This is a genomic window from Bacteroides caecicola, from assembly GCF_023337095.1.
GTDB classification, from domain to species: Bacteria; Bacteroidota; Bacteroidia; order Bacteroidales; family Bacteroidaceae; genus Phocaeicola; species Phocaeicola gallinarum.
Window position 1 is genome coordinate 144,207 of record NZ_JAMBLM010000007.1, and the last position, 15,705, is coordinate 159,911.

Annotated in this window: 12 protein-coding genes; 3 read left to right on the forward strand and 9 right to left on the reverse strand. The window is 46.1% G+C overall.

Features of this window, described 5'->3' with window-relative positions; translation table 11 throughout:
• Positions 1-502: 502 nt before the first annotated feature.
• On the reverse strand, positions 503-1,180 hold the full coding sequence (locus M3085_RS08825; protein ID WP_225230824.1) for a zinc metallopeptidase: 678 nt from the start codon (positions 1,178-1,180) through the stop codon (positions 503-505).
• Between the two features lie 268 nt (positions 1,181-1,448).
• On the reverse strand, positions 1,449-3,896 hold the full coding sequence (locus M3085_RS08830) for a glycosyl hydrolase family 95 catalytic domain-containing protein (protein ID WP_249052827.1): 2,448 nt from the start codon (positions 3,894-3,896) through the stop codon (positions 1,449-1,451).
• A 159-nt stretch (positions 3,897-4,055) separates the two neighbouring features.
• Between M3085_RS08830 and M3085_RS08835 the strand changes: the two genes are divergently transcribed.
• Positions 4,056-6,203 carry a DNA topoisomerase 3 gene (locus M3085_RS08835; RefSeq protein WP_249052828.1) on the forward strand — a complete coding sequence of 716 codons (2,148 nt, stop codon included), beginning with the start codon at positions 4,056-4,058 and terminating at the stop codon, positions 6,201-6,203.
• Positions 6,204-6,352: 149 nt separating this feature from the next.
• On the opposite strand, the gene M3085_RS08840 is transcribed toward M3085_RS08835, so the two are convergent.
• The gene (locus tag M3085_RS08840) at positions 6,353-6,865 is read right to left on the reverse strand and encodes a DMP19 family protein (protein ID WP_249052829.1); all 513 of its coding nucleotides are present in this window, start codon (positions 6,863-6,865) and stop codon (positions 6,353-6,355) included.
• Positions 6,866-7,088: 223 nt separating this feature from the next.
• On the opposite strand from M3085_RS08840, the gene M3085_RS08845 reads away from it, so the two are divergent.
• Both M3085_RS08845 and M3085_RS08850 read left to right on the forward strand, forming a co-directional pair.
• A complete protein-coding gene (locus M3085_RS08845; RefSeq protein ID WP_178255540.1) occupies positions 7,089-7,790 on the forward strand; it encodes an iron-sulfur cluster assembly scaffold protein in 702 nt (233 codons plus the stop codon).
• Positions 7,791-7,806: 16 nt separating this feature from the next.
• Positions 7,807-8,817 (forward strand): GGGtGRT protein, encoded by a 1,011-nt coding sequence (locus M3085_RS08850; protein WP_178255539.1) that lies wholly within the window; start codon positions 7,807-7,809, stop codon positions 8,815-8,817.
• Positions 8,818-9,329: 512 nt separating this feature from the next.
• Here M3085_RS08850 and M3085_RS08855 read toward each other — a convergent pair.
• From M3085_RS08855 to M3085_RS08880, 6 genes are all read right to left on the reverse strand, one after another.
• Positions 9,330-11,060, reverse strand: coding sequence for a tetratricopeptide repeat protein (locus M3085_RS08855; protein WP_249052830.1), 1,731 nt, complete (start codon positions 11,058-11,060; stop codon positions 9,330-9,332).
• 97 nt (positions 11,061-11,157) lie between these two features.
• Complete coding sequence (locus tag M3085_RS08860; RefSeq protein ID WP_249052831.1) at positions 11,158-11,895, reverse strand: ATP-grasp domain-containing protein; 738 nt, start codon at positions 11,893-11,895, stop codon at positions 11,158-11,160.
• A 252-nt stretch (positions 11,896-12,147) separates the two neighbouring features.
• Positions 12,148-12,693, reverse strand: a complete 546-nt coding sequence (locus M3085_RS08865) for a hypothetical protein (RefSeq protein ID WP_249052832.1) — start codon at positions 12,691-12,693, stop codon at positions 12,148-12,150.
• A 21-nt stretch (positions 12,694-12,714) separates the two neighbouring features.
• A complete protein-coding gene (locus M3085_RS08870) occupies positions 12,715-13,497 on the reverse strand; it encodes a M48 family metallopeptidase (protein WP_249052833.1) in 783 nt (260 codons plus the stop codon).
• Positions 13,469-14,227, reverse strand: coding sequence for a DUF3944 domain-containing protein (locus M3085_RS08875; RefSeq protein WP_249052834.1), 759 nt, complete (start codon positions 14,225-14,227; stop codon positions 13,469-13,471). The genes M3085_RS08870 and M3085_RS08875 overlap by 29 nt, the downstream gene beginning before the upstream one ends.
• Positions 14,228-14,303: 76 nt before the next feature.
• Positions 14,304-15,566: a hypothetical protein gene (locus M3085_RS08880; protein ID WP_249052835.1), complete on the reverse strand. Its 1,263-nt coding sequence runs from the start codon at positions 15,564-15,566 to the stop codon at positions 14,304-14,306.
• Positions 15,567-15,705: the final 139 nt, after the last annotated feature.

A 15,705-nucleotide genomic window follows, 5' to 3' on the forward strand; every position in this document is an offset into this window, starting at 1 on the left:
AATAGGCATGATTATAGGAATTACTATCAAATATTTCCTTTTGGTAAATCGTACTGTTAGCATCCCCATCAATAAAGTTAAAAACATAACTATTACACTCAATCGGAAAAGTATTCCTATTGAAATATCCATGTGTGCAATAGGTTTGTATATATTGACCAGATTTATGCAGAGGCAATACGCCATACAAAAAATTATACTTATTATGATAGGAATATATATTTTCATTCTGTTCTTTTTATAACCGATAACGTCATGCCAACAGCGAAATCGGCTGTTATTTTCTTTAAGCATACTACTTTGCGAACAAATATAAAAAAAGTGCGGTACACCACGAACGGCGTACTGCACTTTTTTTTCAATAAATCGGGCAGGATTAACATTTATATATAGCCTGACCCTCTTGCTTTTACTTTGCGGTTGTAGTGGTCGGCGCATGTTCTGCCTTAACTTACCGATACAAATCTGCGGAACCCTGACACCCCTGAAAATCTTTCCGGTATTACTCGCGTCGGTTCATATAAATCATCACGTAATAAATCAGTGTTGCCAACGAGCCCAATGCAGCTACCACATACGTGTATGCAGCCGACTTCAAAGCATCCGCCGCCTGCTTGTGGCTGGCAGAATTTGTTATTCCGGCTGTGTTCAACCACACCAGCGCCCTACGGCTTGCGTCTATTTCGACCGGCAGTGTGATAAAGCTGAACAGCGTAGTCATGGCGAACAGACAAATACCTATCAGCAAAAGCTGAGGGAAAACATTCACCAAAACAATGCCTGCCAGCAGTACCCACGACACGATAGACGAAGAAAACTGAACCACAGGAACCAGTGCCGAACGCATCTGCAACGGAGCGTAGGCACGGGCGTGCTGAACGGCATGTCCGCACTCATGGGCGGCAACCGCAGCTGCTGCCACGCTGCAAGTGTTATATACATCGTCGCTCAGGTTCACCGTCTTGTTGGTCGGGTTGTAATGGTCGGTCAACATGCCCGGCGTACTAATCACCCTTACATCATAGATGCCATTGTCGCGCAGCATTTTTTCTGCCACCTCGCGTCCGGTCATTCCTGCCGCAACAGGTATTTTAGAATATCTTTCAAACTTGCTTTTCAAACTGGCTTGCACCAGATAACTAATCACGGCTATGCCGATAAATACAATCCAAATAAACATAATTTCTATCTTTTTACTATGACATTTTACTATGTGCCTGCTCCCGTTCTGAGAGGCTGTTCTGATGCCCGAAAACACTACCCATAGGACTGACCAATTCTATGGGTAGAACTGTGTAACACTACCGCATGAAACAGGCAACACTAACGGTAGCGTTTTTACATGATAAATCCAACAAATATTTTGCCAAATATATCGGATTTCACAGCCAAAGGCATAGAATAGCCGCATTTTTTATTTATTTTTGGGAATTGTATGCTGCAATGTGTCATAATAACTGCTTTTTCTCGCCGGCTTTAAGAGATATTGAATTTCTTTTTCCATTGAAGCTGATGCGCGTTTTTCCACCTTTCCGAGAGAAAACAGCCAATGAAACGACCTTCCCGTCTTTCCACGCCATGTCGACCACAAAGCCTCCCCGTGCACAGATTCCTTTTACGCTACCGTCTTTCCACTGCGCCGGCAAAGCCGGAAGCAGGATGATTTCATCGGCTGTCGACTGCATCAACATTTCGACCACTCCGGCACAACCTCCGAAATTACCATCAATCTGAAAAGGAGAATGGGCATCCAGCAGATTAGGATACGTGCCTCCGCCCCGGCGTGCGTCTTTCCCCTGATAACCGTCGGGGCTGACGTAACGCAGCAGTTTGCGGTAGATGTGGTAGGCATTCTTGCTGTCGTGCAGGCGTGCATACAGATTTACACGCCATCCGGTGCTCCACCCTGTCGTTTCGTCTCCTTTTATTTCGAGCGTGCGGGCACAGGCGCGGGCAAGTTCGGGCGTATCGGCAATGGAAAGGTGATGTCCCGGATAAAGTCCGACAAGGTGGGACTGGTGACGGTGTTTCGGGTCTTCGTCTTTCCAGTCATGGAACCACTCCTGCAAGTTTCCGTTTTTCCCTACGCGGTAAGGCAAGAGTTTGCTGAGCGTTTGTTTTGCGTGTTTTCTGAAATCCTTATCCACACCTAATGCTTCTGCCGCATGAACAGCATCAATCAGGCATTCGCGCGTCAAAGCAAGGTCGGACGCACTGCCGTACAAAGTGGCTCCTACATACCCATCGGGGGTTACGAATTTATTTTCAGGAGATGTTCCGGGCGAAGTCATCAGGTAGCCGTCTTTTTCAACCAGCCACCCCATGCAGAACTCGGCGGCTCCTTTCAGCATCGGATAAGCATCTTTCAGAAAATCTTTATCCTGCGTAAATGAATAATGTTCCCAAATATGCGTAGAAAGCCATGCGCCTCCCATTGTCCAACAAGCCCAAGAGGGGTCTCCGTCGCGCAAACCTACGGGACATGTCATTGCCCATATATCCGTATTATGCGCCAGACACCATCCTTTATCTACACCATAATAAGCTTTAGCCGTTTCTTTTCCCGTCCGGCTCAGGTTGCCGATGAAATCCATCAGCGGACGGTGCATTTCGCTAAGGTTGGTGGTTTCGGCAGCCCAATAGTTTTCTTCCAGATTGATATTGGTAGTATAGTTGCAACTCCACGGCGGCAGTATTTTTTCATTCCACAGACCTTGCAGGTTAGCAGGAACGCCCGGCGTACGCGAAGACGATATCAGCAAGTAACGTCCGTACTGGAAATAAAGTGCCTCCAGCTCCGGATTATGTTGCAAGCTATCGGTATACAGGCGCAACTGCTCATCGGTAGTCAGGGTAGCTATGTCGGGAGCAGTCTCTCCTAAGTCCAGCGAAACACGGTCGAAAAACTGTTTATAATCTGCCACGTGCGAGCGGCGGAGCTCATCGTAAGTCTTTGCCATCGCCTGCTTCATCCGCCTTGCCACGATATGCTGATAATCACGTCCTTCTTTCACCGGGTCTTTATCAAAGCCATTAAAACTGGTGGCATTGGCTATCAATATCAAGGCTTCACTGCAATCTTTAATTTTCAGTTCACCGGAAGGATGGCTTTCAACACACGCCGGCGGAGCAATTACTTTTATAATGGTCTTAAAGTGTATCCCTCTGTCGGGGTCGTACAGATGTTTTTCTTTTACACCGTCATAATACACGGGATAAGAGTGATAAGCCGCATAGCCTTCTGCCGAAATCGCATGATCGCCCGACACTGCGGAGTGAGGCAACGGCGAATCAAACGAAAGTACGGCGTTAATGCCTTTATCAGATTCAGACTTGAGGCGAATAACAATCACCGAATCGGGAGCAGATGCAAAATAATCGGTAGTAAACAGTTTGCCGCCACGCCGGTAAGCAGTTTGCGAAGTAGCATTACCGATATCCAACAGCCGTTGATACGAAGTAACGTCTGCCTCACGGTCAAGATAATTAATGGTTAATGTTCCAAGCGGTTGGTAATTTTCGCTGTAATGTCCCTGTACCCTGCGATATTCGCTATCGGCAGCCCGGTAATCTTCTTTATCCAGCAAAGCCCGGATATCTGGAATGGCTTTGTAGGCATCGGGCGTAGTAACGGATTTGTCAGGTTCACCCGTCCACAACGTTAGGTCGTTCAGTGAAATCCGGTCTTTATCTGTTCCGCCATACACCACGGCTCCCAACGTTCCATTACCTATCACCAACGCCTCTTCAAAATATTCCGCCGGACGGTTATAACGCAAAGTCAAATTATCTTGTCCTTCATCTGCTGTTACCGGAAGCACTCTTCCCAAACACACAAGTGCCCCCATCATTCCCCACCGGCATATTTTTGCCAACAAATATTGTCCGTTTTTCATATCGCTTCTTATGTCTTTTAAATAAATTAAGGTTAGAAATCGTCCGCAAGATAGAAAAATATATCGGATTACGACGAAAGAATATGCGGCAACATTCAGATTTTATCCGCATGTTAGCGGTTTTTTGCTAACTTTGTCGCCGTTAAAGACAGCTTGCTTATGATAGTTTGTATAGCCGAAAAGCCCAGCGTGGCACGCGACATAGCCGAAGTACTCGGCGCAAGAAACCGAAAAGACGGTTACATAGAAGGAAACGGATACCAAGTAACTTGGACATTCGGACATCTTTGCACTCTGAAAGAACCGCATGAATATACGCCGGCTTGGAAGGCATGGTCATTGGGAAGCCTTCCTATGATACCGCCCCGCTTCGGCATCAAGCTCATTAATGATACGGGTATCGAAAAACAGTTTCACATCATCGAAGGACTGATGCAGCAGGCTGACCTGATTATAAACTGCGGCGATGCCGGACAAGAAGGTGAACTTATCCAGCGATGGGTTATGCAGAAAGCGGGAGCCAAATGTCCGGTAAAACGGTTGTGGATTTCCTCGCTCACGGAAGAAGCCATCCGGGAGGGATTTGCAAACCTGAAAGACCAGTCGGACTTCCAACCGCTATACGAGGCGGGGTTGAGCCGTGCCATCGGCGACTGGACGCTGGGAATGAATGCCACCCGGCTTTATACTTTAAAATACGGACAGAACAAGCAGATTCTTTCCATAGGGCGCGTACAGACACCTACGCTGGCTCTGATTGTAAAACGTCAGCAGGAAATAGAACACTTTGTCCCGAAGCAATACTGGGAACTAAAGACCATTTACCGCGACACACTGTTTGCTGCCATCGTCCGGAAGAGCGATGAAGAATTAGCGGAAGAGGCTGAAAAGGAAAAAGAAAATCCGAACGCGAAAAAGAAAACCGCGGCAAAAGAAGATACCAACCGGGGGATTCCGCCCATTACAGACGAACAGACGGGACGCGCCCTGCTGGAACGCATCAAAGACAAACCGTTTACGATTACCGACATTACATCGAAAAAAGGTTCGGAAGCCCCTCCCCGATTATTCGACCTGACGTCATTGCAGGTAGAATGTAACAAGAAGTTCAGCTACTCGGCGGACATGACGCTGCAACTCATCCAGTCGCTATACGAAAAGAAAGTGGCAACTTATCCGCGCGTCGACACGACATTCCTGAGCGATGACATTTACCCCAAATGTCCGAAAATATTAGAGGGCATCAGAGATTATGCTGCCTACACTGCGCCTATCCTCGGAAAACCGCTGCTGAAATCGAAAAAAGTGTTCGACAACTCCAAAGTAACCGACCACCATGCCATTATTCCTACGGGAGTAAATCCGCAAGGACTGACCGACATGGAACGGCGCGTATTCGACCTGATAGCCCGCCGTTTCATCGCTGTATTCTATCCTGACTGCAAATTTTCGACAACCACCGTTACGGGAGTGGCAGAAGAAATAGAATTCAAAGCAACCGGCAAACAAATCCTTGATGCGGGATGGCGTGTTATTTTCGCCAAAGAGCCTCAGTCCGACGAGAATAAAGAAAACGAAGAAGAAAGCGTTTTGCCTGCTTTTACAAAAGGAGAAAGCGGACCTCACCAACCGCAACTTAACGAGAAATGGACACAGCCGCCACGCCCATACACTGAAGCCACGTTGCTGCGCGCCATGGAAACGGCCGGAAAGCTGGTAGACAACGATGAGCTGCGCGACGCACTGAAAGAAAACGGGATAGGACGCCCCTCTACACGTGCCGCCATCATCGAAACGCTTTTCAAACGTCACTACATACGTAAGGAACGGAAAAACCTGATTGCTACTCCCACAGGGGTGGAACTGATACAACTCATCCATGAAGAGCTGTTGAAATCGGCAGAACTGACGGGCATCTGGGAAAAGAAATTGCGAGAAATAGAACGCCGGAGTTATGATGCCGGCACATTCCTCGCCGAACTGAAACAAATGGTTACGGACATCGTTTACAGTGTGCTGCGCGACAATACCAACCGCCGTGTAACCGTTGCACCCGAAGATGCTGCCACCCCGGTAAAGAAAGCGGCTCGCAGGAAAGATGCTTCCGCCGACAAACCTGCCCCGACAAAACCGAGAGCTCCGCGCAAACGCAAAGTAGCAGATACGCCTCCGCCGCCACTGCCCGAAGGAGACGCCATGTTAGGCCGTGCCTGCCCCGTTTGCGGCAAAGGAATCATCATAAAAGGAAAAACGGCTTACGGCTGCTCGGAATGGAAAAACGGCTGTACATTCCGTAAGCCTTTTTAAGGGTTTCCATCGGCCTCATTATCAGCGCCAAAATTCTACCCATAGAAAGAGGGAACACATGCGGATAGACTTATGAGTTTATGGGCTTGTTTTAACCAACACATGCGGATAAACTCATAAGCCCTCCCAAAAGGCTGAAATCCGGTTATCTACGGAACGATTTGGGCGAACTGTTCCAGATGTTCGTCAACGTAACGAGCCACCTGTTCCGTCACCTCCTCTTCCATATCCATAAACGATTCTTCCAAATCATCGAAAGCCTCATACTGCTCGTACATCGCCATAAACTCCTCGTCGGTACGCTCACGTTCCAAATCCTCTTTGTTAGCCTCGTATATCTTCTGCGCCTCGTAAATCAATTTCGAAAAATTCTTGGCTCCGAAAATACGCATCGCTTTAGCAAAGGGATTACCGAAAATATAAGGCGCATAGCCGTTTTGGATAAGCTGGACAAAGCCTCCCTCAAGCACCTCTTCACGGAAAAAGTGGTATCCCAACAAGGTATGCTGATAACCGTTAAGCAGCGGCATGGTCTCTGCATCCGGCACACCGCCCGTCACTTCAAGATACTTGTCGATAAATACTTGTAAAAAACCGTCCATGCCTTCCGCCGCTCCCTTGCGCAAAGCCTCATCTGTTACTTCAATTTTAGTCACATCCATTATACCTAATTATTATTACCTATATATAGGTAGTCGTTTTAAAAATTCTTACAGGCAAAGGTAAAGCAAAAATATTATAAAAAGAAAAGAAAAAGTTTGCTATCACCCGTTGTAGAACAAAATAAAACGACTAACTTTGCGTGCGGATTAAGGAAGAATTTCTTTAATCGAGTGGTTTACGAATACCTATTTTTTATTACCAACTAATAAAAACGTAAAGAATATGATTTATTCACACGAAGTTGAACACATGTGTTGTGTCGCAAAAGGACCTAATCACGGTCCGGCTCCAATTCCTGAAGAAGGAAAATGGATTCAAGCAAAAGAAATCAAAGACATCTCAGGTTTAACACACGGTGTGGGATGGTGCGCACCCCAACAAGGCGCATGTAAACTGACACTGAACGTTAAAGAAGGTGTTATTGAAGAATGCTTGGTAGAAACAATCGGATGCTCAGGTATGACTCACTCAGCAGCAATGGCTTCTGAAATCCTGCCGGGCAAAACGATCTTGGAAGCAATGAATACCGACTTGGTTTGCGACGCTATCAATACTGCTATGCGTGAACTGTTCCTGCAAATCGTTTACGGCCGTACGCAGTCAGCTTTCTCAGAAGGCGGATTGATGATCGGTGCCGGACTGGAAGACTTGGGTAAAGGTCTCCGCAGCCAGACAGGTACACTGTACGGAACAAAAGCTAAAGGAACTCGTTACCTCGAACTGACCGAAGGTTACATCACTCGCATGGCTTTGGATAAAGATAACCAAGTAATCGGTTATGAATATGTTCACATGGGCAAATTCATGGAACAAATCAAGAAGGGTGTAGATGCTAACGAAGCACTGAAAGCTGTAACCGGTACATACGGACGCTTCAAACCCGAACAAGGAGCAGTTAAATATATTGACCCACGTAAAGAATAATAGGAGGACACAGATTATGATTAGACCAGTACAATTTGAGAGTCAAGACCGCCGTATGAAGCAAATTCTTGCTGCATTGAACGAAAACGGCATCAAAGACATTGAAGAAGCTAATGCAATCTGTGACGCAGCAGGTCTCGACCCGTATCTGACTTGTCAGGAAACGCAGGGTATCTGCTTCGAAAACGCAAAATGGGCTTACGTAGTAGGTTGCGCCATCGCACTGAAAAAAGGTTGCAAAAACGCTGCTGACGCTGCCGAAGCTATCGGTATCGGTTTGCAGGCATTCTGTATTCCAGGTTCAGTAGCCGATGACCGTAAAGTAGGTTTGGGTCACGGAAACTTGGCTGCACGTTTGCTGCGCGAAGAAACTCAATGTTTCGCATTCTTGGCAGGTCACGAATCATTCGCTGCTGCTGAAGGTGCCATCAAAATTGCTGAAATGGCAAACAAAGTACGTAAAAACCCGTTGCGCTGCATCCTGAACGGTTTGGGAAAAGACGCTGCGATGATTATCTCTCGTATCAACGGCTTTACTTACGTTCAGACTAAGTTCGATTACTTCACCGGTAACCTGAACATCGTAAAAGAAACTCCGTACTCAGACGGTCCGCGTGCAAAAGTAAAATGCTACGGTGCTGACGACGTTCGTGAAGGTGTAGCCATCATGTGGCACGAAAATGTAGACGTATCTATCACTGGTAACTCTACTAACCCGACTCGCTTCCAGCATCCGGTAGCCGGAACATACAAGAAAGAACGTGTTCTTGCCGGCAAACCTTACTTCTCAGTAGCATCAGGTGGTGGTACAGGCCGTACACTTCACCCGGACAACATGGCAGCCGGTCCTGCTTCTTACGGTATGACCGACACTATGGGTCGTATGCACTCAGACGCTCAGTTCGCAGGTTCTTCATCAGTTCCCGCACACGTAGAAATGATGGGATTCCTCGGTATCGGTAACAACCCGATGGTAGGATGTACTGTAGCTTGCGCTGTAAATGTGGCTTTGGCTCTGAATAAGTAATACATACTTAAAACAACATAATAAATCCCTGTAACTCTTTGAGTTATGGGGATTTTTGTTTTTTTACCTATCCCCTATTCTGATAGGGACATTATTCGGATGTATCCGAGACCTAGTAAATTCTATCCGTAGAACTGATAAATCCTACGGATAGAACAGAAGCATTCATCCGCATGAATATAGAGATACTAACAATAGTATTTTTTAGTATATCACCAAAACTTCCCTTCTAAGAAATCCCCAATTCAATTAAAACACGCATAATCAAACCTCCTTATTATTATTCCATCGTCTTCCAAATCTTCTTATACACTGCATAATAAGGCAATTGCAACACCGGTAGTGTCCGTCTGCTTCCGCAACGCTTGCAGGGCATGGGTACTGAATAAACCATTGCGCCATATTCTATGTCTGGTGCCAAAAAGACTTTCTTGCACTTGGTGCAAATGAATAAAGTTGTTCCGCGTATCATAGTTATTATTGTTCAAGTTCATTTTGTTGAATCATCGTTTTCAGTCATCTCCGTCTTCCAACCGCCAACAAGCAGCCTGTGCTTCTGTATGTCCTTGCTTCGCCGCTTCCTTATACCAGCGAACGGCCTTTTGCAAGTCCGGCTGGATGCCTTCACCCTGTTCATACATACGCCCCAATGCAAACTGTGCCTCGGGTACATGAGAGGTGCGTGCGGCAAACAGATAGCATTGACGGGCTTCTTGCAGATTCCGTTCCACTCCTCTGCCCTCATGATATATCTTACCCAGGTCATACCATGCTTCTCTGTGTCCATGTGCGATACACTTTCTGTACCATTCCATCAGAGTGGAAGCGTCCAGCTTCACCCAGCCTTCATCCAACAGACGTTTCGCTTCCTGATATATGTTTTCATTTCCCGCTTCCCAAGCATTCAGGTAGCATTCCCAAAGCTTTTGCAAATCTTGTTCACCTTTGCCCACCTCATAAAGCAAAGCCAACTGTTGCCAGGTATCGAATCCCTCGCGCGGTTCATACACCTTCAACCGCCTGCAAGCGACCTGTGCCTCCGTATGTCCTTGATTCGCCGCTTCCTTATACCAGCGGATGGCCTTTTGCAAGTCCGGTTGGATGCCTTCACCCTGTTCATACATACGCCCCAATGCAAACTGTGCCTCGGGTACATGAGAGGTACGTGCGGCAAACAGATAGCATTGACGGGCTTCTTGCAGATTCCGTTCCACTCCTCTGCCCTCATGGTATATCTTGCCCAAGTCATACCATACTTCTTTATGCCCTCGTTCGATACACTTCCTGTACCATGCCATCAGGGTGGAAGCGTCCGGATTCGCCAGACCTTCATCCACCAGGCGCTTCGCTTCCTGGTACGCGTTTTCGTCCCCCGCTTCCCAGGCATTCACGTAACATTCCCAGGCCTTTTGCAAGTTTTGTTCACTCTTGCGCGCCTCATAAAGCGCGGCCAAACGTAGCCAGGCTTCTACCATATTCTGTTGTGCCGCCTGCTGGTAGAAAGTGGCCGCCGTATGGAAATACCGCTCCTTTCCGGTACTTTCATAAACAATGCCCAAACGCAGCTGCGCTTCCGCATATCCATGCAAGGCTGCTTTCCAACACCAACGCAACGCCTTGAACGTGTTCTGCTCCACTCCTTGGCCTTGTTCATACAGGCAAGCTATGGCATATTCGCTCGCCGCACAACCCGACATGGCCGCTTTCAGATGCCATGCGAACGCTTTTTCCGGATTCTTTTCAATCACGTCTCCGACGCAATACATGTTCCCCAAACCACACATGGCTTCCGGCAAACCCTGTTCAGCTGCTTGGGCCATCCATTGGTAAGCCGTGCCCTCCGTGTAGCAAAAGGGTGGGTTTTGCAGATATTTGGGTACGGGAGGCCTGTGACGTAGCAATCTACCCACTTGATACTGTGCCTGGACATGCCCGCGTTTGGCCGCTTTCATTAACCAATAAAAAGCGACATCAGAACCATGAAAGCTGTCATCCAGATACTCCATCCCGATGCGGTATTGCTCGTCGGGCGTATCTTGCCCCATATACGAATTTGAGCCCTGCTTTCCCCAGATATCCTTGTACATTGCGTAATCACGTAATTGTCGTTCCAACGGCTTATCCGGATTTATTGAATCAACAAAAAAATCGAACTTCATCGGCAGGGTGCGTATGCTTCCGCAACGTTCGCAAGGCATGGGCACCGAAAAAGCCATTGCGCCATATTCTATGTCTGGTGCCAAAAAAACTTTCTTGCACTGGGTGCAAATGAATAAAGTTGTTCCGCGTGTCATGACTTATTGTTGTTTTAAGTTCACTTTTCTGAGTTATCTCACTTCATTAGACATACCCATATTCATCGGATGTACCCGTCAGCTCAGCCCAACGTGTGAGGACAAGTTTGGCGTAAAGGTGTGGGAACAGGCCATAACATCCCAAGGCATAACCCTCGTTCACCTCAACCAGCAAGGTCTCCCCGCTTGAAGTCACCCCGAAATCAATGCCATACGCATTAGGCGCAGTTATATAATCTTTGATGGCACATTCAATCACGTTCGGGTCATAATGCACTTTCCAATCGCCTTTATAAGGTCGAACATCAAGTATCTTTCCATATCTGACAAACACTCTCCATTCTGCAATAAAATCAACAGGTTCGCTGCACAACACCTCGTAATTATTATCACAGCATCCGCAACCCACCAAATCGTGAATACTATTAATAACCCTACCTGACAACCTTTTCCCTTCAACTGATTTGACAAATACTGGCCACGCTGTAGGAGTATTCGCTATCTCATTAATGGTCGATTTCCAAATCTTCCTTCCGAGATATTTTCTTAATTCTTCTGGATAGTTTATAGCAAAGCAGGCAATCCCGAAATCCTGCAATCTTCTCCGAATCATTCCGATGCCGCTGACGATGACTTCTTCCTTACAGTGATTATTCGCCATTAGCTCTTCGTATCTTTGGAAGAAGATGCACTCGTACCCCATCTCCCGCAAACCAACAAATGCCGTAAACGCATTGGTATTACAAGGGTAGCCGGTAGAATCACAGTGTATAAAGGCTCTCATTGTTGTTGTTTTATTTTAAAGTTTTCATCAACAAATTCCTGTCCGATATGCCATCTTGGTATATAACTTAATTCTCCTCTTTGATAACACTTGTAACGAGAAACTGTAGCTCCATCGGCAGGGTACGTATGCTCCCGCAACGTTCGCAAGGCATGGGTACCGAAAAAAACATTGCGCCATATTCTATGTCTGGTGCCAAAAAAACTTTCTTGCACTTGGTGTAAATGAATAAAATTGTTCCGCGTGTCATAGTTATTCTGTTTGTTTATTACAAGCCACTACCTTTGCTTCTTCTTTGGACGAGGGGACTGGACTCGCCGTAAAACCTATCGGACGTTTTTCCTCTTTCCCGCTCAATTCGTTTTGCAACAAATCGCACATATCGTCTACTGCATCTTTCACATCCACAAAATACTCATAGAAAAGCGAAAGCAGCATTTTGCGGTCAACAAAATAAAAATGCGCATCAACGATTATCACGTCACCAAACGCCTTCAGCGTCGACAAATAATCCTCATCTGTATTGACTTTATCCGCAATGAAAGTCTTGCGCGACAAATCTAGCTTTTCATATTTTTCGTCCTTCATTCGGAACGAAATATCACACCGAGGATATTCCCCGTCCAAGTCGAACTCCACATTATAATAATAGTCTTCAAACAGCACCCGTATCATGCCGTCTTTCACCTCCGTCTGTATGCCTTCCGCTGTCAGATAATCCACCACAGCCTCGCGCATTCGGCTAACATCATAACGGAAAAACAGCCGTTTCCCAAAAGAAGTTATCGCCTTGTTCATATTGTTTCTTCGTTTTATTAATTAATATTTGTTCCGTTGGCTACGGTAAGCATACGAAACCTTCCAGCGGTCCAGTTCCAATGCCCGCACGCACAATTGAGGGTGCGAATAAAAAATACGCTGATATTCCTGTTGTATCCGGTTCCAAAGCGAAGAACACTTCAGCGCCTCATACGCTTTTCCTTGTTCCACCAGACAATCCGGCTGGCGGGATTCTTCTTTCATTCCCGATGCCAACTTTATCAACACCGACTGATAGGTTTCTTCACCAACAACTGCTGCCCCACAACGGTCGGCGGACAATTCGCTTTTCCTGTTCCAGTATTGCAAAGCCAAATAAAGCGGCGAGAACATCATCCAAGGTATCAAGCCTAAAAACACGCCCATCTCTTTCAGCGTCTCATATATGGTGAGATACAACGTATGGCGGCACAAAATATGACCACACTCATGGGCGATAACTCCCTTCAATTCCTCCTTGCTCATCCGCTCCACCAAACTGCTGGATAAGGCGATGAACGTACGGGTCTCACCGTAAGTATAAGCGTTCATCATGGGGTCGTTATACACATACAGTTCCGGTTCCATGATGCCGATTTTAACCGTCACCTCTTTAAAAATAGCATAGATATCCGGAAAATTCCTTGAAGTGACTTTAATCATATTCGCCAGATTCTCTCCTCGGTATTGGGCTTCATAGCCCAACTTCATGAATTTACGAACTAATTCCTCACAGCCCGGCACACTCTTTATCAACCGTATTGCCTTCGCATCTTCAGGATGCATAATGTCTTGCGCCCTCATAACCTATCCTCCTTTCTTCCATTAACCGCAAACGCATACACGACACTTGTATCACGCAGGGAATCGTCACCCGGTAAGCCGGCGAAGCCAAATCGAAAGCCGCCCAACCTAAAGTGACTGCCCAGCCAATTGGACCGCCGAAAATACCGAACGCCTTATTCAGCAGATTTCCGCCAAGCATCAATACCCCCCTACCCAGCAACATCTTCGAAATCATCTGCGCTACATAAAGCGCAATCCGGGTAAACAACACGCCCCCTTTCCGTATCGCTATCTGAAGGGCGAACACCACCATGAACTTCTGCGGATGCTTCTCGCCAATGCCCAATTGTTCCGCCATCTGCCGCAACTCTTCTTCTGGCATACGCCTTACCGTTTCCATACAGACCTTTTCCAACAAGCGTCTCTCTATCTCTGCGGTCTCGTCCAAGTCGGAGAACCAGACTTCCATCTTTCGGCATACATCCTGCAATATTTCCCGATAGCACACACCTCCCTTGCGGAACACATTCACTATCGTATTGCCGCCAAAGCGTTGCAACTCGTTGGCAATCTTTTGCCACATACAGGGTAGACGGTCGGGATAATACTGTAAGTAAGCATCCGTATTTGTCAACTGTTCCGACAAACGCACATTCCCGTCCTTATCGGATGTCATCATATCGACCAACGTCTTCAAATCTTCACTTTTGCATGACGCTAAAAACTGCAAGTCCCTGTCTTCTTTCATATCCTCAATTTTATAAGTTTGATAATGCAAAGGAAAGCAGAGACTAAGACAAAAGTTGTCCGACAGGAAAAGATTTTTATGAATTTTCTTGTTGCATTTTGCGTAGTTGCTTAATATAATCCAGTTCATGCCGAATTAATTTAGACTGATCACCTAGTTCTATCAAATTCTTCAGCAACTTCTCCGCCTCATCCAAATGATGCATATCCGTGAGAACATGTGCACGTCTACGGAACAAGAAACAATAATAATGAAAGATTTCCTCCGGAAGTTCTTCTTCCTTCAAGGCATCCAATCGCTTCAACTCATCATCTATCTCCTGCAGGGCACGGGGATCTTTAATATTAACCAAACAATTGACATATTCACAACTGTATGTAACATTATCCAAGGGCCAAACAAAACTCAGATAATAATAGGCTTTCTGATATAACTCCATTTCAGCATAACAAAAACCTATCAAATAACAACAATGATAAAATACATCCAATTCTTCATCCGAAAGGGTATTATCGTAAAACTTTTCCTTCAACAAATAAACAGCATTCTCGAAATACAACAAAGCATCCCAATAACGTTTCTCATTGAAAGCCTTGTATCCCCACGAATAATACCATCCAGCTTCAGGAGCGATTTTAGCAATCAAGGCCATTTCATCCGCATCCAGTTCTTTTCCTTTTGCATATTTATCGGCCGCTTTTTCCACTTTCTTCTCAAACTCGACAATCCGTTTTTGTGAATCTGTCATGTCGTATGCAAACAAAATGGAACAGGTTTCCGGCCGGTTTTGAGTAGCCAAGAATGAAACATCACCTTTCTCAGTCGAAAGAGTCCGCATGATAGAAGCACGAATAAACCGGGTCTGTTCATCACCGCCGTTCTCCTTTAAATGGATAAGCACGGTTTCCTCTGTTTCTTCATTACAGATATAAGAAACACACAGGGTCACCTGATTATAAAACATTTCGGGATGCTTTTCATCCGCCATCGCCTTGCACAAGTCAAAGTTCCATATAGCATCTGGCTGAATGAATTCTTTCCCTGTTTGTCCGTCTCTTCGTGTATAAACCACATACAGCCTAAAAAGGTTTTCTTTCCGGATATCGAATATTCGGTTGAGCACCGTGCCTAATATCACGGCATGGCTTCTGCTTGCCCGCCATCGGAACCCCTCCTTCTGATTTTGGAATTCCAATTCCTCAGACAAATACGTACCAGTTTTCAAGGCTTCTTTAATCAAAAAAGAGGTAGCGAGTTCTTCACCACGCTCTTTTACGTATCTCTTATCTTCCTGTGAAAATGGCAAGAGATTTGATAGGTGGTCGGTTAGTTTGCTCATAAGGTTATCTACGTTCACGCTTTATATAATCTATAAGAGTTAATCTTTTACATTGGCCGCATCCACATTTAGGACAAGGAGACGGGAAATTGGTAGATCGTCCTATCATAGGGGGTATCTCTGTCAAAAAACGTCCATG